Source organism: Pseudomonas sp. PNPG3 (assembly GCF_023093815.1).
GTDB classification, from domain to species: Bacteria; Pseudomonadota; Gammaproteobacteria; order Pseudomonadales; family Pseudomonadaceae; genus Aquipseudomonas; species Aquipseudomonas asiatica.
In genome coordinates this window covers 56,075-78,368 of the sequence record NZ_JALLKV010000020.1, presented here as the reverse complement: position 1 = coordinate 78,368, position 22,294 = coordinate 56,075, and the positions used below count along the sequence as shown (strand labels likewise).

The window sequence follows — 22,294 nt, the reverse complement described above, 5'->3', positions numbered from 1 at the left end:
TTTGCAGCCCTTTCGCGACACAAGGCCGCTCCCACAGGGGAGACCACCTTTCAGAACCCATTTACATATTCCAAGCTGCGATCAGGTTCATAACCAAATCGTAGGAATCAATGTGCCATTAGTCAGGAAGGCTTAAACACCTCTTCCTATACTGCCTCTGGACAGTCTGCACAGGGTTTAGCGCAGACGAGTGAAAACTCGATCATGAGGCATTCCATGGAATGGCTGGGGCTGCAACTGTTCGCCGACCTGCCGGCAACCGGGCGCATCGTCATCGATTGCCGGCATGAACCGTTCCTGGTTCTGCTTGCCTACCTCGTCGCCTGTGCGGCCTGCTTCGCCACGCTGGACATGGCCGAGCGACAATCCCACAGCGAAGACCCCACCGCCCACCGACAATGGAACATGCTTGGTGCCTGCTGCCTGGCAGGAGGTATCTGGGCCATGCATTTCATCAGCATGCTGGCCTTCCAGGCGCCAGTGGAAGTGCACTACGACGCGTCCCTGACCATCCTTTCGCTGCTCATCGCACTGGCCGTCGCCTGGCTGGCCATGCACAGCCTCGACCGCAGCCAGATGCGCGCAATCCATTACCTGCGAAGTGCAGTACTGATCGGCCTGGGCATCATCCTGATGCACTTCGTAGGCATGGCCGCCCTGGAAACCGGTGCCCGCCAGTACTACCAGACCGGCCTGCTGCTGGCCTCTGCCACCATTGCCCTGCTCACCAGCCTGACCGCGCTATACCTGGCCCGCTACTTCCGGCAGGGCAGCGGTACCTTGCACCAGGCCATGAAGTACGGCGCCAGCCTGCTGATGGCTGGTGGTATCGTTGCCACCCACTTCACCGCGATGTCGGCCATGACACTGGTCATCCCGGCCGACACCGCCCTGCGCCTGCCCTCTGGCGACAACAGCCTGCAACTGGCGCTGGGCATCGGCTTCATCACCATGCTGATCAGTGCTGCCAGCATCAGTACCGCACTGGCCGACAAGAAGCTGCAAAGCAAGGAGCACGACCTGCGCCGGGTCAGCGTGCTGCTCAGCCAACTGGACCAGGCCCGCGCTTCGCTGCAGCAGGCCGCGCACTACGACGCCCTGACCAACCTGGTCAACCGCCGCGGTTTCAACCAGGTGTTCGCCGAACGCCTGGCCGAACACCAGGCCACGGAAAGCCACCTGGCGGTGATGTTCCTCGACATCGACCATTTCAAGCGCATAAACGACAGCCTCGGTCACGACGCCGGCGACGAGCTGCTCAAAGTGATCGCCGGACACATCAAGGCCGCCACCCGAAACCGCGACCTGGTCGCACGTCTGGGCGGCGACGAGTTCTGCGTGGTCACCAGCCTCACCAACCGCGACGAAGCCCGCCACCTGGCCCAGCGCATCATGCAGAGGATGAAAGAGCCCATAAACCTGGGCGGCCGGCGCATGGTCATGACCACCAGCATCGGCATCAGCATCTTCCCCGACGACGGCACCACCGCCGAAGAGCTGCTCAAGCATGCAGACCTTGCGCTGTACCAGTCCAAGGGTAACGGGCGCAACAGCCTGAACTTCTTCAACGACAGCCTGAAGACCCAGGCCTCGATTGCCCTGCAACTGGAAGAGGAACTGCGGGTGGCGCTGCTCGAGGAGCATGGGCTATGCGTGCACTACCAGCCGATCTTCGACCTGCGCAGCAGGCAAGTGGCCAAACTGGAGGCCCTGGTGCGCTGGCAACACCCGCAACACGGCCTGCTCGGGCCTGATCGTTTTGTCGCCATCGCAGAGGCCAACGGGCTGATCATCGACCTCGATCTGTGGGTGCTGCGCCACGCCTGCGCCGACCTGGCCTATCTGCAGCGCCACGGTCATGGAAACCTCAAGGTCACGGTCAATTGTTCGGCCGTCACCCTCAGCCACGACGAACTGCCCAACGAAGTGGAAAAGGCGCTGTTCCACGCCGGGCTCGCACCCCGACAGCTGGAACTGGAAGTGACCGAGAACGCCTTGATGGGTGACATCCAGCGCACGGTAAACCTGCTCACGCGCATACGCGCCCTGGGCGTGGCGCTGTCGATCGATGACTTCGGCACCGGCTACTCGTCGCTGGCCTACCTCAAGCGCCTGCCGCTGGACGTGCTTAAGGTCGACCGCAGCTTCCTGCAGGATGTGCCGGGCAGCCAGAAGGATCGCGAAATTGTCCAGGCGATCATCGTCATGGCGCATACCCTGCATCTGCAGGTGGTCAGCGAGGGCGTGGAAACCGCCGAACAGCTGGCGTTTCTCCAAGCCCACGGCTGCGACTACCTGCAGGGCTACCTGCTGGCCCCCCCGGAGCCGCTGGCCGAACTACGCTCGCTACTGGAGCGGGTTCGGCACAAGGGCGGCGTGTTCAGCCCTTGCTGCGATACAGCTCAACCAGGGTCGCCGGATCCTTTTGCAGGTACCCCTGGCTTGCGTGCAGGCGCATCAATTGTGCGGCAAGGCCACTGAGCGGCGTCGCCGAGCCTTGCTCGCGGGAGAACTTGACCGCGCCATCGAGGTCCTTGAGCAGCGTGCGCACATGCCACTTGATCGGCTCGAAGCGGCTCTCGGCCATTTGCGGAGCGAGGATCTGCAACGGTCTGGAGTCGGCAAAACCGCCCGCCAGCGCTTCGGCGATCAGCGTCGCGTCGACACCGGACTGTTCAGCCAAGGCAACCACTTCGGCGATTACCAGAGCATTGCAGGCCACGATCATCTGGTTGCAGGCCTTGGTCACCTGGCCTGCGCCCACCGCGCCCATATGCGTCACGCGCTGGCCAAGAACCTGCAGTACCGGGCGCGCACGCTCCAGGTCGGCTGCCTCGCCACCGACCATGATCGCCAGGGTGCCGGCTTCGGCCCCGGGGGTGCCGCCGGACACTGGCGCGTCCAGCCAGGCCATGCCGCACAGCGCTGCCAGTTCGGCGGCCATTTCACGAGTGGCGGTTGGCTCCAGGCTGGAGAAATCGACCAGTAACTGGCCGCTGCTTCCGCCCTGGGCAATGCCTTGCTCGCCGAACACTACCTCGCGGACCACGGCCGTATCGGCCAGGCACAGCAGCACTATGTCGCTGTCGCGGCACAGTTCGGCAGGGCTGCTGGCCAGGCGCGCGCCAGCCGCGACCAGTGCAGCGCACTTGTCCGGGCTGCGGTTCCATACCGTCAGCGGGTAACCCGCTGCCAGCAGGCGCCGACACATGGGCAGGCCCATCAGGCCGATGCCGGCGAATCCAAGCGAAGGTAGTTTTGAGTTCATCAATGACTCCGGACAAATTCGATATCGATCCGGGCCGCTTTGCGGCCTTCGCGGCGCGCCCGCTCCCACAAAACCAGCGCTGGTCTGAAGAGCAACATCTGACCTGTGGGAGCGGGCATGCCCGCGAAGGGCTGCAAGGCAGCCCCCCATTACGCATCCCGTAAACTGTTACCGCCACGCCGAATTGTTACTTCCCTCTACCCGCCTTGAGCGCCTTCAAGCACCAAAACGAGGCTGCTGCGCATTTTCGCGCACCAAAAGCGATCATGCCTCTGTCGGGCGCTTTGCCTGAATCACGATGAACGGCGAAACCACCACCGCCCAGATCTCTGGATCGCGGCTTTGCAGGTCCAGGGCCTGCTCGGCGGTTACCGGACCAACAGTGCCATCACTACGCCACTTGGCGAAGATCTCGCTGCGATTCTCGGCCATCGCCTCGGCAACGGTGATCAGGTCGAGGCTCGGGTCGACCCAAATCAGGTCACCCTTGGCCCAGAAACGCTCCAGCGCTTTCCACTCGATGATTGCCGTCTCGCCAAGCAATTTGGCATAGAGGGTGCTTGTTTGATCAGTCATGGGTGGTATCCGCAAAAATCGGCCTTTAAAAAAGGTCGGCATTTTTGCAGAAAAACCCGGTTTCAAATATGTAATTTGGTCGATTGATCCCGAACTTGTGGGGCGGGGTCGCAGATGCAGGCAGTTTGATGGCGCCTTTCTGTATCTTTGTGTCGACCATGCGACAACCCAGGAAGCAGGCACTTTTCGACCGCTTTTCAAGCGCTCGAACAGCGCTCTACACTGTACCGGTACAGTTCCGGGACATGTTCCGGGGGAAGGTGGGCTTGCGCGTTGGCATGGCCACGCCGCAAATCCCGCCCGGTCTGTAGCCCTGGCCGCCAGGACTATAAGAATTACAACAGAATGAGTGGAGCACTATGATCAAGATTTCCAAGCTGTTCGCCGCAATGGTCCTGGCAGGGGTAGCCAGCCATTCGTTTGCCGCCGATACCATCAAGATCGGGATTGCAGGCCCCAAGACCGGCCCTGTGACCCAGTACGGCGACATGCAATTCATCGGCGCAAAGCAAGCCATCAAGGATATCAACGCCGCGGGCGGCGTGGATGGCAAGATGCTCGAAGCCAAGGAATACGACGACGCCTGCGATCCTAAACAGGCCGTGGCAGTCGCCAACAAAGTGGTCAACGACGGCGTCAAGTTCGTCATTGGCCACCTGTGCTCCAGCTCTACCCAGCCTGCGTCCGACATCTACGAAGACGAAGGCGTGATCATGATCACCCCGGCCGCGACCTCCCCGGAAATCACCGCACGTGGCTACAAGCTGATCTTCCGCACCATCGGTCTGGACAGCGCCCAGGGCCCGGCTGCCGGCAACTACATCGCCGACCACGTCAAGCCGAAGGTTGTCGCCGTCCTGCACGACAAGCAGCAGTACGGTGAAGGCATCGCCACCGCGGTCAAGCAGACCCTGGAAGGCAAAGGCACCAAGGTTGCCGTGTTCGAAGGCCTGAACGCCGGTGACAAGGACTTCTCCTCGATCATCCAGAAGCTCAAGCAGAACAACGTCGACTTCGTCTACTACGGCGGCTACCACCCAGAGCTGGGCCTGATCCTGCGCCAGGCTCAGGAAAAGGGCCTGAAAGCCAAGTTCATGGGCCCGGAAGGCGTGGGCAACGACTCCATCTCGCAGATCGCCCAGAACGCCTCCGAAGGCCTGCTGGTGACCCTGCCGAAGTCGTTCGACTCGGACCCTGCGAACAAGAAGATCGTCGACGCCATCAAGGCTGACGGCAAGGACCCAAGCGGCCCGTTCGTGTTCCCGGCCTACTCGGCTGTCGAGCTGATCGCCCAGGGCATCAAGGAAGCCAAGTCCGAAGATGCCGACAAGGTGGCAGCCGCCATCCACAAAGGTACCTTCAAGACCCCGACCGGTGACCTGTCGTTCGACGACAAAGGCGACCTGAAAGACTTCAAGTTCGTGGTCTACGAATGGCACTTCGGCAAGCCGAAGACCGAAGTCTCCCCTCAGTAACTGCGTGACTAATAGCTGACCGTAGAAGCCCACTGTGCGAGCAGTGGGCTTTGTTTTACGAGGTTCATGGGCCTGATCCCCGCGATCCGGGGGTGGGCTCACCTGAAAATCTTAAAACCGTCACCCGCGGTTTCCTGGCCTACCCCCGCCAGCGAAATGCAAATCAGGTTTTTAGGAGCGCTGTAATGCCTGAGATCTACCATTTCTTCCAACAACTGGTTAATGGATTGACCATCGGCAGCACCTATGCCTTGATCGCCATCGGCTACACGATGGTGTACGGCATCATTGGCATGATCAACTTCGCCCACGGCGAGGTGTATATGATCGGTTCCTACGTGGCCTTCATCGCCCTGGCGGGCCTGGCCATGATGGGTATCCATTCGCTGCCTGTCCTGATGACCGTCGCCTTTGTCGCGACGATCTTCGTCACCAGTGCCTATGGCTACAGCATCGAACGGGTTGCCTACCGCCCCCTGCGCAATAGCAACCGCCTGATCCCGCTGATTTCCGCCATCGGCATGTCGATCTTCCTGCAGAACACCGTCTTGCTTTCGCAAGACTCCAAGGACAAGTCCATCCCCAACCTGATCCCCGGAAGCTTCTCGTTCGGGCCGGGCGGCGCGGAGGAAGTACTGATCAGCTACATGCAGATCCTGGTGTTCGTGGTCACCCTGGTGGCCATGACCTGCCTCACCCTGTTCATCTCCCGTTCCCGCCTGGGCCGCGCCTGCCGCGCCTGCGCCGAGGACATCAAGATGGCCAACCTGCTGGGCATCAACACCAACAACATCATCGCCCTCACTTTCGTCATCGGTGCCGCCCTGGCGGCGGTGGCGGCCGTGCTGCTGAGCATGCAGTACGGGGTGATCAACCCCAACGCCGGTTTCCTGGTGGGCCTGAAGGCCTTCACCGCGGCGGTGCTGGGTGGCATCGGCAGCATTCCGGGCGCCATGCTCGGCGGGCTGGTGCTGGGAGTGGCCGAAGCGTTCGGTGCCGATATCTTCGGCGACCAGTACAAGGACGTTGTGGCATTCGGCTTGTTGGTTCTTGTCCTGCTATTCCGGCCGACCGGCATCCTGGGCCGCCCGGAGGTTGAAAAAGTATGAACAGAAATCTCAAACAGGCGTTCTTCAGCGCCTTGCTGGTATGGGCCGTGGCCTTCCCGGTACTGGGCCTGAAACTGAGCATCGATGGCATCAGCCTGGTAGTGCACAGCCAGGGTTCGTTCACCATCGGCATCATCGCCGTGTGTTCGGTGCTGATGTTCCTGCGCGTGCTGTTCGACAAGCAGTGGAACTCGGTAATGGGCCGCCGTTCGGATCGCAAGCTGATCCCGCCGGCGGTCAGCAACTACCTGACCCTGCCGAAAACCCAGCGCTACGTGATCATGGGCTTGATCGTCGCGGCACTGGTGTGGCCGTTCTTCGGCTCGCGCGGCGCGGTCGACATTGCCACGCTGATCCTGATCTACGTGTTGCTGGGCCTGGGCCTGAACATCGTGGTCGGTTTGGCAGGCCTGCTCGACCTCGGTTACGTCGGCTTCTACGCCGTCGGTGCCTACAGCTACGCCATGCTCTCGCACTACCTGGGCTGGAGCTTCTGGGTATGCCTGCCGATCGCCGGCCTCATGGCCGCTACCTTCGGTTTCCTGCTCGGCTTCCCGGTGCTGCGCCTGCGCGGTGACTACCTGGCGATCGTGACCCTCGGCTTCGGCGAGATCATCCGCCTGTTCCTGCGTAACCTCACCGACTGGACCGGCGGCCCCAACGGCATCAGCAACATCCCCAAGCCAGAGTTCTTCGGCCTGACCTTCGAACGCCGTGCCGCCGAAGGCATGCAGACCTTCCATGAGTTCTTCGGGCTGGAATACAACTCGATCAACAAGGTCATCTTCCTCTATCTGGTGGCCCTGCTGCTGGCCCTGCTGGCGCTGTTCGTGATCAACCGCCTGCTGCGCATGCCGATCGGCCGCGCCTGGGAAGCCCTGCGCGAAGACGAGATCGCCTGCCGTGCTCTGGGCCTGAACCCGACCGTGATCAAGCTGTCGGCATTCACCCTGGGCGCCTGCTTCGCCGGTTTCGCCGGCAGCTTCTTCGCTGCGCGCCAAGGCCTGGTGACGCCGGAGTCGTTCACCTTCATCGAGTCGGCGATCATCCTCGCCATCGTCGTGCTCGGCGGCATGGGCTCACAACTGGGCGTGATCCTCGCGGCCATCGTGATGATCCTGCTGCCCGAGCTGATGCGTGAGTTCAGCGAATACCGGATGCTGATGTTCGGTGCGCTGATGGTGTTGATGATGATCTGGCGTCCGCAAGGCCTGCTGCCTATGCAACGTCCACACATGGAGCTGCGTCGATGAGCCGCGAAATTCTGCAAGTCAGCGGCCTGAGCATGCGCTTCGGCGGCTTGTTGGCGGTCAACGGCGTGGGCCTGACCGTCAAGGAAAAACAGGTGGTGGCACTGATCGGCCCGAACGGCGCCGGCAAGACCACCGTGTTCAACTGCCTGACCGGCTTCTACAAGCCCAGCGGCGGCACCATCCTGCTCGATGGCCAGCCGATCCAGGGCCTGGCCGGGCATCAGATCGCCCGCAAGGGCGTAGTGCGGACATTCCAGAACGTGCGCCTGTTCAAGGAAATGACCGCGCTGGAAAACCTGCTGATCGCCCAGCACCGCCACCTCAACACCAACTTCTTCGCCGGCCTGTTCAAGACCCCAAGCTTCCGCCGCAGCGAGAAGGAGGCCATGGAGCGCGCGCAGTACTGGCTGGAGAAGGTCAACCTGACCGAGTTCGCCAACCGTACCGCCGGCACCCTCGCCTACGGGCAGCAGCGCCGCCTGGAAATCGCCCGCTGCATGATGACCCAGCCGCGCATCATCATGCTCGACGAACCGGCTGCGGGCCTGAACCCGAAGGAAACCGAAGACCTCAAGGCGCTGATCGCCTACCTGCGTGAGTCGCACAACGTCACCGTGCTGCTGATCGAGCACGACATGAAGCTGGTGATGAGCATTTCCGACCATATCGTGGTGATCAACCAGGGCACACCCCTGGCCCACGGCACACCGGAAGAGATCCGCGACAACCCTGATGTGATCAAAGCCTACCTGGGGGAAGCGTAAATGCTGAAGTTCGAGAACGTTTCCACCTTCTACGGCAAGATCCAGGCGCTGCACAGCGTCAATGTGGAGATCAACCAGGGCGAGATCGTCACCCTGATCGGCGCCAACGGCGCCGGCAAGTCAACCTTGCTGATGACCTTGTGCGGCTCGCCGCAGGCGCACAGCGGCAGCATCAAGTACCTGGGTGAAGAGCTGGTCGGCCAGCCGTCTTCGCACATCATGCGCAAGAGCATCGCGGTGGTACCGGAAGGCCGCCGCGTGTTCTCCCGCCTGACCGTCGAGGAAAATCTGGCAATGGGTGGTTTCTTCACCGACAAGGGCGATTACCAGGAGCAGCTGGACAAGGTGTTGCAGCTGTTCCCGCGCCTGAAGGAGCGTTATATCCAGCGTGGCGGCACCATGTCCGGTGGCGAGCAGCAGATGCTCGCCATTGGCCGGGCGCTGATGAGCAAGCCCAAGCTGCTGCTGCTCGACGAGCCATCGCTGGGTCTGGCGCCAATCATCATCCAGCAGATCTTCGACATCATCGAACAGCTGCGCCGTGATGGCGTGACGGTGTTCCTGGTGGAGCAGAACGCCAACCAGGCGCTAAAGATCGCTGACCGGGCGTATGTACTGGAGAACGGCCGGGTGGTGATGCAGGGTACTGGGGAAGCACTGCTGACCGACCCGAAGGTGCGCGACGCGTACCTGGGGGGTTGATGGGAAAAGGGCCTTCGGGCCCTTTTTTCTGCCTGCCGGATTTTGTATCGCCTGTACCGGCCTCTTCGCGGGCTTGCCCGCGAAGAGGCCGGTACAGGTTTAGCAAAAACTTGAGATCCCCGCCCAGCCTGAGTAACGTGGCCAGCTCTTTGGAAGATCCCGGAGCCCGCCCCATGCGCCTCACCCCCACCCTGCTGCTCACTGCCCTGCTGCCCCTGTTCGCCGGCTGCCAGCTCATGGCTGACGCCCCCAGCGACCCGAACATCGGCACTACGCGCATGCAGGGCGAGTTGCGTGCCGGCGGTGGCCAGCTGCTGTTCAAGCCGTGCAGCGAAAACCGCACTTTCGTGATCAGCGACGTCGCCGCAACCGGCATCCTGCAGGAAGCCGCCAACCTCGCCAAGGACGCCAACGACAAACTGTTCGCCGACGTCCGTGGCCACCTCACCGGCAGCAGGCAGGCCAACAACGACGGCCAGCTGGAAGTTCGCCGCCTGTACCGCCTGGAACCTTCCACCCGCGCCTGTGAAGACCCCAACTTCAAGCAGCTGACCCTGCGCGCCAACGGCCATGAGCCGGAATGGGACCTGAAGGCCAGCGGCAAAGGCATGGTGCTCAACCGCATCGGCCAGGATCCCCTGCCCCTGCCCTTTCTGGAAGAAGAAGTGCCCGGCGGCGGCCTGACCCTGACCAGCGAAGCCAACGGCCAGCACGTGGAGCTGTGGGTCGCGCCACAACGCTGTGTAGACACCGCCACCGGTGCCATCCGCCACTTGCGTGCCGAACTGCGCATCGACGGCAAGAGCCTGCTGGGCTGCGGTTACTATGGCGGTGCACGCGACAACTGATCGCCGGGCGCTTTTATCCTGCCAGTCGGGGCGGCGAACAGCTTATACTTGGCGGTTTGTGTAAAGCCGCCGGCCGCCCATGGCCGGGATACTGGACCCTGCCATGCTACGAATCACCGAACTGAAGCTGCCCCTGGACCATCCCGACGAAGCCCTGCGTGAAGCGATCGTCCAGCGCCTGGGCATCCGCGACGAGCAACTGCTCAGCTTCAACCTGTTCAAGCGCAGCTACGATGCGCGCAAGAAGAACAGCGAACTGCTGTTCATCTACACCATCGACCTGGAAGCCAGCAACGAAGCCGAGCTGCTCAGCAAGTTCGCCGACGATCGCAATATCGGCCCAGCGCCAGACGTAACCTACAAGTTCGTCGGCAAAGCCCCTGCCGATCTGCAGGAGCGCCCGATCGTGGTCGGCTTCGGCCCGTGCGGCATCTTCGCCGGCCTGTTGCTGGCACAGATGGGCTTCAAGCCGATCATCCTCGAGCGCGGCAAGGAAGTACGTCAGCGCACCAAGGACACCTGGGGCCTGTGGCGCAAGAGCGTGCTCAACCCCGAGTCCAACGTGCAGTTCGGCGAAGGCGGTGCCGGTACCTTCTCCGACGGCAAGCTGTACAGCCAGATCAAGGACCCGCAGCACCACGGCCGCAAGGTGCTGGAGGAGTTCGTCAAGGCCGGTGCGCCGGACGAGATCCTGTACATCAACAAGCCGCACATCGGTACCTTCCGCCTCACCGGCATGGTCGAGCAGATGCGTCAGGACATGATCGCCCTCGGCGCCGAAGTGCGCTTCCAGCAGAAGGTCACCGACCTGCTGATCGAGGATGGGCAACTGACCGGCGTGGTGCTGGAGAGCGGCGAACAGCTGCACTCGCGCCATGTGGTGCTAGCGCTGGGCCACAGTGCCCGCGATACCTTCCGCATGCTGCACGCCAAAGGCGTGTACATGGAAGCCAAGCCGTTCTCGGTGGGCTTCCGTATCGAGCACCCGCAAACGCTGATCGACAAGGCGCGCCTGGGCAAGTACGCCGGTCACCCGAAACTCGGTGCCGCCGACTACAAACTGGTGTACCACGCCAAGAATGGCCGCTCGGTGTACAGCTTCTGCATGTGCCCGGGCGGCACCGTGGTCGCAGCAACCAGCGAGCCAGGCCGGGTGGTTACCAACGGCATGAGCCAGTACTCGCGTAACGAGCGCAACGCCAACTCCGGCATCGTCGTCGGCATCGACCCCGAGCGCGATTACCCGGGTGGCCCGCTGGCCGGCATCGAGCTGCAGGAACGCCTGGAAGCCCACGCCTACGTGATGGGCGGCAGCAACTACCAGGCCCCGGCACAGCTGGTGGGTGACTTCGTCGCTGGCCGGCCGTCGACTGCACTGGGCAGTGTCGAGCCGTCCTACAAACCGGGCGTGACCCTGGGCGACCTGGCGCCGAGCCTGCCGGACTTCGCCATCGAAGCCATTCGCGAGGCGCTGCCAGCGTTCGACCGGCAGATCAAGGGTTACAACCTGCATGATGCAGTGCTGACCGGGATCGAGACCCGCACCTCCTCGCCGCTGCGCATTACCCGCGGTGAGGACTTCCAGAGCCTGAACCTCAAGGGGCTGTTCCCGGCGGGTGAAGGGGCCGGGTATGCGGGCGGGATCCTGTCGGCGGGTGTCGATGGGATTCGTATCGCCGAGGCGGTGGCGCGGGATATGCTCGGCCTCTGAGCCCTTTACATGCCAGGGCCTCTTCGCGGGTAAACCCGCTCCCACAGGTACTGCACAGTATTGAAGACTGTGAACTACCTGTGGGAGCGGGTTTACCCGCGAAAGGGCCACTGCAGACATCAGAAAAATCCACAACAAACATCAGACTTCCCCTCCCCACTCCTTCCCCATCTGCGTCTAGGCTTTCCCGCAGCCCAGCCGGCAATACCATATAACAAAAACGAATATGGTTTTTGCTTGAAAGCATATCGCCAAAGGCTAGGGTGTACGCCCGTTCCATTGTCAACTGCTCATGGAGAGCCTATAGCCCGTGCGTAGCCTGTTCACCCGCTTCTTCCAGCTCGAAGCCGCCAGTGGCCTGTTGCTGATCGCTGCGGCCATCCTGGCCCTGGTCATCAATAACTCGCCGCTGTCCTACCTGTACAGCGGCCTGCTCGACGTTCCCGTCGCCGTTCAGGTCGGTGCGCTGCACATCGCCAAACCGCTGTTGCTTTGGATCAACGACGGCCTGATGGCCCTGTTCTTCCTGCTGATCGGCCTGGAGGTCAAGCGCGAGGTGGTCGACGGCCACCTGTCCAAGCCCTCCCAAGTGATCCTGCCAGCCACCGCCGCCGTGGGCGGCATGGTGATACCGGCACTGATCTACTGGTTCATCAACCGTGACAACCCTGCCGCCATAGCCGGCTGGGCTATCCCCACAGCCACCGACATCGCCTTCGCCCTCGGCGTACTGGCCCTGCTGGGCAAGCGCGTGCCGGTGTCGCTGAAACTGTTCCTGATGACCCTGGCGATCATCGACGACCTGGGTGCGATCATCGTCATTGCCCTGTTCTATTCGGGCACCCTGTCGAGCATGTCGCTGCTGCTGGCTGCCGCCTGCCTGGTATTGCTGGTGTCGATGAATCGGCTTGGCGTGGTCAAGCTTGGGCCGTACATGGTCGTTGGCCTGATCCTGTGGGTCTGCGTGCTCAAGAGCGGCGTGCATGCCACCCTGGCCGGCGTCGCCCTGGCCCTGTGCATCCCGCTGCGCACGCGCCATGCCGAACGCTCACCACTGCTCGCCCTGGAACACGCCCTGCATCCTTGGGTTGCCTACGCCATCCTGCCGCTGTTCGCTTTCGCCAACGCCGGTGTATCGCTGGCAGGCATGACCGTAGAAAGCTTCACCCACCCGGTGCCACTGGGCATCGCCGTGGGGCTGCTGCTGGGCAAGACCGTGGGTGTCTTCGGCCTGACCTGGGTCGCGGTCAAGCTGCGCCTGGCCGCGCTGCCTGCAGGCGCCAGTTGGGGGCAATTGCTGGGTGTGGCGATACTTTGCGGTATCGGCTTCACCATGAGCCTGTTCGTCGGCTCGCTCGCCTTTGTGCCTGGCAGCAGTGATTACGCCGGGATGGACCGCATGGGTATTCTCACCGGCTCGTTCTTCGCCGCCGTGATCGGCTATGCGGTAACCGCCATGGCCAGCCGCAAGTCCAACGTCGGCTGACCTGGCCGCAGCATGAAAAAACCCCGACTGGCGAGCGCCATGTCGGGGTCTTGTCTTGTTGGGCTACGGTCAGTGCGTGACGCGGCTGGTGCCATCGACGGTCATGATGCGCACGCGGTCGCCAACGCGGAAGATCTCGTTCTGCTGCACGGCCTGCACATAGGCACGCATGCTGCCATCGTCCTCACGCACGGTGATTTCGACACCCTGGGTACGGGTCAGGCCCTCTTCGGCGGCGGAACCGGCCAGGCCACCGGCAACGGCACCGATCACGGCGGCGACGATGCTGCCACGGCCACCACCCACGGCGCTCCCGGCCACGCCACCCACGATGGCGCCAGCACCGCCACCGATCGGGGTCTTGGTGCCTTCGATCTTGACCGGACGCAGGGACTCGATAGTGCCCATGCGCACGGTTTGCACGCGGCGGGCCTCATCACGGGAGTAGCTGTCACCGGTCAGGCTCGAGGCACAGCCACCCAGCAACAGCGACATGGTGGTAAAGGTCGCCACCAGCAAAGCGGATTTACGCATGGGTAAGGTCTCCATAAGTCAGGTGCTCATTAGACGCTGCACGTTGACGGCTGTCACGGTACAAACGTAATAAAATTGTTTTCATTCAGCCAAGGGACAGCCTGCACGGCTGTGTCGAGGCCTTTCAAGTGAGACCAAGGATAGCCATGGATTACTTCATCGTCGTGGTCACCACCGTTGCGGGGCTGTATTTCCACTGGTGGCTGTATGTGCGCATGCGCCGTTGGATGGACCGTGACCTGGCGTTGTCGCTGGCAGGGTCGGACCCGGAAAAACGCGCGTATATGCTGCAAAGGCTGGAGCAGGCGCGGGTGGAGAAGGTGGGGCGCAAGCAGTTGGCGGGGTGGCTGGAGCGGGAAGCTGCGGGGTATCCTGGGTAGCCTGATGGAGTGCCGGGGCTGCTGCGCAGCCCCCGGAATCTCAGGGCGCCAACCGCTCCCGCAGCCATTGCCCATCTACCAGCCGGTAGTTCAGTCGGTCATGCAGGCGGCTGGCCCGCCCCTGCCAGAACTCGATGCGTTCAGGCAGCAAACGATACCCACCCCAATGTTCCGGGCAATGCGGCTGGGTGTCGGAAAAGCGCGCCTCGGTGGCCTTGACCAGCCCCTCCAGCTCCTCACGACCGGCAATCACCTGGCTCTGTGGCGAAGCCCAAGCCCCCAGGCGGCTACCCAGCGGGCGCACCTGGTAGTAGGCGTCAGACTCCTCGGGGGTGACCTTTTCCACCCGCCCTTCGATGCGCACCTGGCGCTCCAGCGCTGGCCAGAAGAAGGTCATGGCGGCGAAAGGGTTGACCAGCAGTTGCTGGCCCTTGGCACTATCGTAGTTGGTGAAGAAAGTGAAGCCACGCTCATCGAGCCCCTTCAGCAACAAGATACGGCAGTGCGGGCGGCCTTCACCGTCGACAGTGGCCAAGGTCATGGCGTTGGCTTCCACCGGCACCTGCTCGGTTTTCACCGCTTCGGCGAACCACTGGTGGAACAGGGCGAACGGCTCTCCCGGGGCCTGGGATTCGGCCAGGCCATCACGGGTGTAGTCGCGGCGCATATCGGCCAGGGATTGGGTCATTGCTGCGTTCCTTGACGATCAGTTGGTCTTCGCAGGGCTGTTGGCAGCTACTTTCTTTTCAGTGGTAGCTTTCTTGGCAACCGGCTTGGCCGGCGCAGCTTTTTTCTTGGCCGTGGTCTTGGCTGGCGCCTTGGCCTTGGCTTTGGTCACAGGCTTCTTCGCCGCAGCCTTGGTGGCCGGCTTGCTGTCGGCAGGCTTGGCAGCAGGCGCCTTGACGTCCTGCACCGCCACCATCGGGGCGCGGGCCGGGGCGGCTTGCTGGTACTTGGCCAGCAGGGCGACCATGGTGTTCTGCGGGGTCAGCAGCATTTCCACACGGCGGTTCAGGGCACGGCCCTCGGCGCTGTCGTTGGCGGCGCGCGGCATTTCCGAGCCCATGCCCTTGAGGTTCAGGCGATCACGCTGCAGGCCGCTGAGGCGGAAGATGGCCGACACCGAAGCGGCGCGCTCCAGGCTGAGCTTCTGGTTGGCGGCAGCGACACCGCTACTGTCGGCATGGCCGAGTACCAGCACGGCGGTCTTGGCATCGCCTTCGACAGTCTTGGCCACACGGGTGATAGGGCCCAGGGTCATCGGCAGCAGCATGTTCGGGCGATCGGGGTTGTACGAACTGTCCACCGGGATGGTTACGGCCAGCACGTTGTCACGACGCTCCAGCTCCAGCTTGCTGCCCTTGATCGCCTCACGCAGCTTTGGCTCGTACTCGTCCAGCCAGGCCTGGGTGGCCTTCTGGTCGACCTTCGGCACCACCGGCCCCTTGGCCTGCTTCTCTTCACCGCCGAACGGCCACCACCAACGGCTGGCGTTGTCGGACTTGGCGTCGGCCTTGGCCACATTTTCCGTGACGGCTTGCTTCACTTCCTGCTCGGCAACCTTGTCCGAACCGAAGGGCCACCAGCTCGAGGCGCTGTCCTTCGAGCCGTCCTGGGGGTGACTGGCGCAGCCGGTAACGGCGGTCAGGCACAGGGCGAGTGCTAAGGTTTTGTGTGAAGACATCAGCGATACACCATGAAATAGAAAGAAATTTTGCTTACGCCCTTCAGGCGTTGGCATTGAGGATAGTCAAAGGGCTGGGGCAATACCCGCATTACCCGATCAAAGGCAACTGGCAAGGACGCGTACCAGTTTCTGGGCTCGCGGGTCCATGAGCACATAAGGGCCAAGGGTATTGACCACGAAACCGAAGGCCACATCGTGTTCCGGGTCAGCGAAACCAACCGAGCCGCCGGCGCCTGGGTGGCCGAAGGCGCGGGCCCCGAGGCCGAACGTGGCATTGGCCACGTCTGGCTGGTCGAGCATGCAGCCCAGGCCAAAACGGGTCTGGGTGAGCAGAGTACGATCCTGGCCGAGGCTGTGCTCACGGGTGAGTTCGTCGAGCAGCTCTGATTCGAGCAGGCTACCGTCCAGCAGCCCGGCATAGAAGCCCGCCAGGCTGCGCGCATTGCCATGGCCGTTGGCGGCTGGCTGCTGCATGCGCCGCCACTCCGGCTTGTTGGTACTGGTCAGGATCGCCGGCGGGTTGGTGAAGGCGCGGGTCGACAGGGCCTCGGGCTCGCGCATGGTCACCTGCAGCAGGCGCTGAGCTGCAGCGTCGCCGGCGTTGCCCTTGCCACGGGCGATATGCGCTACGCGATGAAACTCATCGTCCGCCAGGCCGATATGAAAATCCAGCCCCAACGGCCGAGCGGTACGGGCCACGATCGAGTCGCCGGGGCCACGGCCGTCGGCACGGCGGATTAGCTCGCCGATCAGCCAGCCGTAGGTAATGGCGGCATAGCCATGCTCGGTGCCGGGTGTCCACCAGGGCGTTTCGGCAGCCAGCGCATCGACCATGGCCTGCCAGTCATACAGTGCCTCGGCCGGCAGCAGCTCACGAATGGCCGGCAAGCCGGCGCGGTGGCTGAGCAGCTGGCGCAGGGTGATCGCCTGTTTGCCTGCCTGGGCGAACTCGGGCCAGTAGTTGGCCACCGGCGCATCAAGGGCCAGCTTGCCCTCGCCGACCAGTTGCAGGGCGGTGACAGCGGTGAAGGTCTTGGTGCAGGAGAACAGGTTGGCGATGGTATCGCTGTGCCAGGCCTGCTGGCCGTCCTTGTCGGCACTGCCGGCCCACAGGTCGACCACGGTTTCGCCACCAACCTGGATGCACAGCGCGGCGCCACGCTCCTGGGGATCTTCGAACAGCGCGGCAAAGGCTTCGCGCACTGCTTCGAACTTCAGCTCATAGTGACCCTGGATCTGCACCCGCTGTTCTCCGTACGACCAATTCCGAAAATGGTGTGCATTGTTTCAGTAGTTTGGCGTTTTGCAAACTGGCTTGGGCTGGGTGGTCACTGTGGGAGCGGCCTTGTGTCGCGATGGGCTGCGCAGCAGCCCCGGCAATTTATGCAGCGCCGCTGAATTCAGGGGACTGCTTCGCAGTCCTTTCGCGACGCAAGGCCGCTCCCACAAAAAGACCGCGTCGTCCTGGGCTAGGGCGCCGGTTTTTCCAGTTGGACGCGCAGCTGGCTCATTGCCTGCAAGTTGCTCTTACGCACGGCATCGACAAACCCCGGGTAGGGCATATCGGTGATCGCCACCAACCCAAGGTGCCCGTTCTCGCCATCGAGCAGGCGGCCGCTGGCCGGCTGGTCGAGGTACTGGAACCAGTGCGCGCCAACGATCATCGGCTGCGCCAGGGCCGCCTTGAGGAAATTGGCATAGGCCGGGCCGCGGTCTTCTTCGCGCGCCACTTCCACCGGCCCCGGCCAGAATGGCCCGCGATCGCGCGAGCCGAACTGGAACTCGGACACCAGCACCGGCTTGTCCAGCTCGGCCAGACGGGCGAAGTCGTAGCCGTCCTGCGGCTTCAGGGTATAGAAGTTGAAGCTGAGCACATCGCAGAACTCGGCGCAGGCCTTGACCGCCTCTGGCGTGCTGACGGCATAGCGGCCACCCAGCAGCAGGTGATTGGGCGCATGCCATTTCAGCGAGTCGGCAATGGTCTTGAAGTAGGTTTCGGCAAACACTTGCTGGAAATACTGGTAGTCACGCTCGATTTCCGGGTGCTCCGGGTCGGGCAAAGGCGCCTCGAAGCCCGGATCTTCCATCAGTTCCCAGGCAGTCAGCTCGATGCCCCAAGCCTTGGACAGCCCTTCCTGGTTGCGGTACTTGTCGCGCAATTGCTTGAGGAAGGCACGCTTGGCCGGCACATCGGTAGTCAGGCGCAAGGTGCCGTAGGCCAGGCCATAACGCGCCTTGGGGTCGCTACCGGGTGCCGCCCAGGCCAGTTCGTTGTCGGCGAAATAGCCAATCAGCCAAGGGTCGTCACGGTGATCGCGGGCGGCAATGGCCACGGCACGCTCGGTGGCCATGGCAAAACGCGGGTCGAACGGGTCGGGCATCCTGCCCCACCAGTCCATGCCGGTACTGATGCTGGCGTAATCACCCACGATCGACAATGGCAAGGTGTACGGCATGCGTCTGGCCTGGCCGAGGGCCGGCTCGCTCCAGTTGCCAAGCGTATTGAAACCCCAGGCCTGCAGGCGGTCGAGCGCATGCGCCTGCCAGCGGGCGGTATCCAGCGCCAATGGTGGGCAGCTTGCCGGCTGCCCCTCTACCGCGGGCGGGCAGGGTTTGCCATAGGTCCGCTGCAGGTTGGCGGCATAGAAATCGAACCAGCGCCCCTGTTTGAAGTTGCGCCCTTGCGACGAGGGGTTGCCATCGTCGTTGTTGCCATCACCATAGAATGCGGCCAGTGCATCCTCCTCACCCGGCAACCCCTTGAACATCCCCTCACGCCCGGCGACGTAGGTACGCCCGCCATCCGCGGCGACGGCATTCACCCCCAGGGAATAGAACGGATGCCCCTCGGGCGTTACCAGGTACCAGCGGCCGTCACGCTTTTCGGTGCGGAAGAAGCCTTTGGCCTCGAACGCCGGCCCGGCCAGCAGGCCGCCGTACGCGTCCAGCTGCTGCTTGCCACGCTCTGCCAGCCAGCCTTTGAGCTGTTGCTGCTCGCGTACATCGGCCGCCTTGAGCTGCTCGTCATTGGTAACCTTTTCTGGCCAATGGCCGCGGGTGGACTGGCCATAGGCATCGATCAGCTCCTGGTAGGCCGCCTTGTATGCCTGGTCGTCATCCTGGATGCCCACCCGCTCGATCAGCAGGTTCTGCGCCACCTTGGGGTTGGGGATACTCAGGCTGACCGACGTCACCTGCTTGAGGTCGACCGCACCGGCGCTGCTGGTCAGCAGCAGGCGCTGGCCGCCATGGTTCCAGGGCATGGGCGGGCCGGCGCGCATGCCTTGGCTCAACGGCGAACTGGCCGTCAGCGGTACCATCACGGTTTGTGCAGGACCGGCCGGAAGGTCGATGCGGCTGGTCAACGTGCGCCCATCACTGCCCTGCACCACCACGTCCACGGTCAGCGCCCAATCCATCGCGCTTTGCAGGCGCAAGGTCAGGAACTGACCGCCGGACCAGTCCCACACACCGCTTTGCGGACTCAGGCGCAGGGTCGGCCGCAGGGCCGGGTTGAACACCACGCGCCGCAACACTTCTCCTTCGGCCGTCTGCTCCGCGTTGTACTGCGGCATGCCGGCATCCTCGGTCGCCACATTGACCACCGAGGCCGGGCGCACGAAGCTGAAAAGCGTCTGCTGCCCAGCCAGCAACGGCGAGCTGAACAACAGGGCAAAAACGGCAGGCAGGGTACGGCGGACCATAAGGCTGGGGCTCTCCTTCAGGGCCCTCATGGCCCACGACTGAGTAATGGACAACGCGCCGGAGCAAGTGTGCTCCGGCGGTCAGGAAATCTCCCGCCGGAACGGCGGCAGCGCATTGAGAATAGCCTTGCCGTAGCGCTGGGTGACCAGGCGCCGGTCAAGCAAGGTGATAACACCGCGGTCCTGTTCGGTTCGCAGCAGGCGGCCGCAGGCCTGGATCAGCCGCAGCGAGGCATCGGGCACGGCAATTTCCATGAACGGGTTGCCGCCGCGAGCTTCGATCCACTCGGCCAACGCCGCTTCGACCGGGTCATCAGGCACGGCAAAGGGAATCTTGGCGATCACCACGTGCTCGCAGTAGGCACCCGGCAGGTCGACACCCTCGGCAAAGCTGGCCAGGCCGAACAACACGCTGTGCTGGCCGTCGTCGACCCGTGCCTTGTGCTTGTTCAGGGTTTCCTGCTTGGACAGGTTGCCTTGGATCAGCACTAGCTTGCGCCAGTCACGGTCCAGGCCATCGAACACGTCCTGCATCTGCTTGCGCGAGGAGAACAGCACCAGCGCGCCACGGGCATCTTCGACGATGTTCGGCAGTTCGCGGATGATCGCTGCGGTATGCGCCGCCGCATCGCGCGGGTCGGCCTTTAGGTCGGGGACCCGCAGCAGGCCGGCATCGCCATGCACGAACGGGCTGGGCACCACGCAAGTGACCGCGTCACGGGGCAACCCCGAGCGCATGCGGAAGCGGTCGAACTTGCCCAGCGCAGTCAGCGTCGCCGAGGTCACCAGTGCGCCATGTGCCACGCTCCACAGGCTGCGGCGAAGCATTTCGGCGGCCAGAATGGGGCTGGCATTGACTTCGATGTCGAACAGCGCACCGCTCTCGGCCAGGGTCAGCCAACGGGCCATGGGTGGGCTGTCTTCCGGATCTTCGGCGGTAAAGGCCGTCCACAGTTCCCAGTTGCCCTGGGCACGGGTGACCAGGCTACCGAACAGCGGATACCACTCCTCGGCCTGGTGGCTGGCGATGCCGATGTTGACCTCACCGTCCATGCCTTCCTTGAGCAGGTCGGCCAAGCGGGTGAACAGGTCGTTGAGGCGGGCAAAGCCTTTTTTCAGCTCGATGCCCACTTCGCGAATCTGCTCCGGCACCACGCCGCCTTCGAAGCGGTAGCGCGGGCGCTCACGGCCTTCGTTGTCCTCGCTGGGGCGGAAGTCGGCAACCTGCTCGCACAGGGTGAACATGAACTGCTGCTGGGTGCGCACTTCCCGCGCAAGCTCCGGCACCTGCTCGATGTACTTGCCCAGGTCACCGGGCAGCGGGTGCTGGGCCAGCAGCTTGGTCAGGTTCTTGGCGGTCTGCTCCAACCAGTCGGCAGTGGAGCGCAGGCGCGAATAGTGGGCGAAATGGCCGATGGCCTTGTCCGGCAGGTGGTGGCCTTCGTCGAACACGTACATGGTGTCGCGCGGGTCGGGCAATACCGCGCCGCCGCCCAGGGCCAGGTCGGCCAGCACCATATCGTGGTTGGTGACGATCACGTCGACCTTGCCCATGCCTTCGCGGGCCTTGTAGAACACGCACTGCTGGAAGTTCGGGCAATGACGGCCGGTACACTGGCTGTGGTCGGTGGTCAGGCGCGCCCAGTCCTGGTCTTCCAAGGCTTCGGGCCAGCTGTCGCGGTCACCGTCCCAGCGGTTGCCGGCAAGCTTCTCGATCATGCTGTTGAACAGCTTCTGGCTGCGCTCGTCGACTTCGATGTGGAAGCCTTCTTCCTCGAACAGCTGGGCGGTGGCCGACTGGGCGTGGCCCTCCTGCAGCAGGATGTCGAGCTTGGACAGGCACAGGTAGCGGCCACGGCCCTTGGCCAGGGCGAAGCTGAAGTTCAGCCCGCTGCTGCGCATCAGGTCGGGCAGGTCCTTGAAGACGATCTGCTCCTGCAGCGCCACGGTGGCGGTGGCGATCACCAAACGCTTGCCGGCGGCCTTGGCGGCCGGAATGGCAGCCAGGCTGTAGGCCACCGTCTTGCCGGTACCGGTGCCCGCCTCCACTGCCACCACGGCAGGCTCGCCGGCACGGCGGCCTTCTTCGTCGCAGGCGATGTCGCCGAGCACCTTGGCCACTTCGGCGATCATCAGGCGCTGGCCATAGCGCGGCTTGAGGCTCTTGGCTTCGAGAAAACGCGTATAGGCGCCCTGGATGGTGGCTTTGAGTTCGTTGCTGATCATGGTCTGCAGGCGCCCGGAGGGCTGGATATATTTTCAGTGTTTCGCATGGGGCGGCTATCATACCCCGCTATTGCCCTTTATGCCGCATGGAGATCCGGATGCTTGCCTTTGCCCTGCCCTACACACTGCATGTCCTGGCCGCCCTGGTGTGGGTCGGCGGCATGTTCTTCGCCTGGCTGGTGCTGCGCCCGGCAACGGTTGCAGCCCTTGAAGGGCCTGCCCGGCTGCGCTTGTGGGTGGAAGTTTTCCGACGCTTCTTCGGTTGGGTCTGGCTGGCCGTGGCGATTTTGGCGATAAGTGGTATCGGCATGTTGCACATGCGCTTCAGCGGCTTCGAGACTGCACCGAAATATGTGCAGGTGATGATCGGTGGGGGCATCGCCATGTTTGCCCTGTTCATGCGCATCCAGGCGCTGCTGCTGCCGGAGTTGAGGGCGGCAGTGCAGGCCGAGGACTGGCCGGCAGGTGCGGCAGTGCTGGGACGGATTCGGCGGATGGTGGGGATCAACCTGCTGCTCGGTCTGGCGGTGGTAGCCGTGGCCAGTTCGCGGTTGATGCTCTGATATTGCCT

General features: G+C 63.2%; 19 protein-coding genes. 11 read left to right on the top strand and 8 right to left on the bottom strand.

Annotation, left to right across the window (positions count from 1 at the left end; translation table 11 throughout):
* Positions 1–216: 216 nt before the first annotated feature.
* Complete coding sequence (locus MJ643_RS15255) at positions 217–2,481, top strand: bifunctional diguanylate cyclase/phosphodiesterase (RefSeq protein WP_013973914.1); 2,265 nt, start codon at positions 217–219, stop codon at positions 2,479–2,481.
* Here the strand turns inward: MJ643_RS15255 and MJ643_RS15250 are convergent.
* Both MJ643_RS15250 and MJ643_RS15245 read right to left on the bottom strand, forming a co-directional pair.
* Positions 2,381–3,268 carry an NAD(P)-dependent oxidoreductase gene (locus MJ643_RS15250; RefSeq protein ID WP_013973915.1) on the bottom strand — a complete coding sequence of 296 codons (888 nt, stop codon included), beginning with the start codon at positions 3,266–3,268 and terminating at the stop codon, positions 2,381–2,383. The two genes, MJ643_RS15255 and MJ643_RS15250, sit on opposite strands and share 101 nt — an antisense overlap.
* 264 nt (positions 3,269–3,532) lie before the next feature.
* Positions 3,533–3,844: a DUF2288 domain-containing protein gene (locus MJ643_RS15245; protein WP_023660958.1), complete on the bottom strand. Its 312-nt coding sequence runs from the start codon at positions 3,842–3,844 to the stop codon at positions 3,533–3,535.
* A gap of 359 nt (positions 3,845–4,203) precedes the next feature.
* On the opposite strand from MJ643_RS15245, the gene MJ643_RS15240 reads away from it, so the two are divergent.
* From MJ643_RS15240 to nhaA, 8 genes are all read left to right on the top strand, one after another.
* Positions 4,204–5,319, top strand: a complete 1,116-nt coding sequence (locus MJ643_RS15240; protein WP_013973917.1) for a branched-chain amino acid ABC transporter substrate-binding protein — start codon at positions 4,204–4,206, stop codon at positions 5,317–5,319.
* A 185-nt stretch (positions 5,320–5,504) separates the two neighbouring features.
* A complete protein-coding gene (gene livH / locus MJ643_RS15235; protein ID WP_013973918.1) occupies positions 5,505–6,428 on the top strand; it encodes a high-affinity branched-chain amino acid ABC transporter permease LivH in 924 nt (307 codons plus the stop codon).
* Positions 6,425–7,681, top strand: a complete 1,257-nt coding sequence (locus tag MJ643_RS15230) for a high-affinity branched-chain amino acid ABC transporter permease LivM (RefSeq protein WP_013973919.1) — start codon at positions 6,425–6,427, stop codon at positions 7,679–7,681. The genes livH and MJ643_RS15230 overlap by 4 nt, the downstream gene beginning before the upstream one ends.
* Positions 7,678–8,445 carry a high-affinity branched-chain amino acid ABC transporter ATP-binding protein LivG gene (gene livG / locus MJ643_RS15225; protein ID WP_013973920.1) on the top strand — a complete coding sequence of 256 codons (768 nt, stop codon included), beginning with the start codon at positions 7,678–7,680 and terminating at the stop codon, positions 8,443–8,445. Before MJ643_RS15230 ends, livG begins: the two co-directional genes overlap by 4 nt.
* Positions 8,446–9,147 (top strand): ATP-binding cassette domain-containing protein, encoded by a 702-nt coding sequence (locus tag MJ643_RS15220; protein WP_013973921.1) that lies wholly within the window; start codon positions 8,446–8,448, stop codon positions 9,145–9,147. It begins immediately after the preceding gene.
* Between the two features lie 173 nt (positions 9,148–9,320).
* Complete coding sequence (locus MJ643_RS15215; protein WP_023660956.1) at positions 9,321–9,995, top strand: membrane protein; 675 nt, start codon at positions 9,321–9,323, stop codon at positions 9,993–9,995.
* 103 nt (positions 9,996–10,098) lie between these two features.
* Positions 10,099–11,706: an NAD(P)/FAD-dependent oxidoreductase gene (locus tag MJ643_RS15210; protein ID WP_015271531.1), complete on the top strand. Its 1,608-nt coding sequence runs from the start codon at positions 10,099–10,101 to the stop codon at positions 11,704–11,706.
* Between the two features lie 310 nt (positions 11,707–12,016).
* Complete coding sequence (gene nhaA / locus MJ643_RS15205; protein ID WP_013973924.1) at positions 12,017–13,192, top strand: Na+/H+ antiporter NhaA; 1,176 nt, start codon at positions 12,017–12,019, stop codon at positions 13,190–13,192.
* A gap of 69 nt (positions 13,193–13,261) precedes the next feature.
* Here nhaA and MJ643_RS15200 read toward each other — a convergent pair whose 3' ends face one another.
* Positions 13,262–13,726 carry a glycine zipper 2TM domain-containing protein gene (locus MJ643_RS15200; RefSeq protein WP_013973925.1) on the bottom strand — a complete coding sequence of 155 codons (465 nt, stop codon included), beginning with the start codon at positions 13,724–13,726 and terminating at the stop codon, positions 13,262–13,264.
* 146 nt (positions 13,727–13,872) lie between these two features.
* On the opposite strand from MJ643_RS15200, the gene MJ643_RS15195 reads away from it, so the two are divergent.
* Entirely contained in the window at positions 13,873–14,106 is a 234-nt protein-coding gene (locus tag MJ643_RS15195; RefSeq protein ID WP_013973926.1) for a hypothetical protein, read from the top strand.
* A gap of 40 nt (positions 14,107–14,146) precedes the next feature.
* Here the strand turns inward: MJ643_RS15195 and pdxH are convergent, their stop codons facing one another.
* From pdxH to dinG, 5 genes are all read right to left on the bottom strand, one after another.
* Entirely contained in the window at positions 14,147–14,794 is a 648-nt protein-coding gene (gene pdxH / locus MJ643_RS15190; RefSeq protein ID WP_013973927.1) for a pyridoxamine 5'-phosphate oxidase, read from the bottom strand.
* Positions 14,795–14,812: 18 nt separating this feature from the next.
* Positions 14,813–15,790, bottom strand: a complete 978-nt coding sequence (locus MJ643_RS15185) for an OmpA family protein (RefSeq protein ID WP_031324384.1) — start codon at positions 15,788–15,790, stop codon at positions 14,813–14,815.
* A 99-nt stretch (positions 15,791–15,889) separates the two neighbouring features.
* Positions 15,890–17,035 carry an EstA family serine hydrolase gene (locus tag MJ643_RS15180; protein ID WP_023660953.1) on the bottom strand — a complete coding sequence of 382 codons (1,146 nt, stop codon included), beginning with the start codon at positions 17,033–17,035 and terminating at the stop codon, positions 15,890–15,892.
* A gap of 227 nt (positions 17,036–17,262) precedes the next feature.
* On the bottom strand, positions 17,263–19,497 hold the full coding sequence (locus MJ643_RS15175; protein WP_013973930.1) for a beta-galactosidase: 2,235 nt from the start codon (positions 19,495–19,497) through the stop codon (positions 17,263–17,265).
* Between the two features lie 81 nt (positions 19,498–19,578).
* A complete protein-coding gene (gene dinG, locus MJ643_RS15170) occupies positions 19,579–21,723 on the bottom strand; it encodes an ATP-dependent DNA helicase DinG (protein WP_013973931.1) in 2,145 nt (714 codons plus the stop codon).
* A 98-nt stretch (positions 21,724–21,821) separates the two neighbouring features.
* On the opposite strand from dinG, the gene MJ643_RS15165 reads away from it, so the two are divergent.
* The gene (locus MJ643_RS15165) at positions 21,822–22,286 is read left to right on the top strand and encodes a CopD family protein (RefSeq protein WP_003258897.1); all 465 of its coding nucleotides are present in this window, start codon (positions 21,822–21,824) and stop codon (positions 22,284–22,286) included.
* Positions 22,287–22,294: the final 8 nt, after the last annotated feature.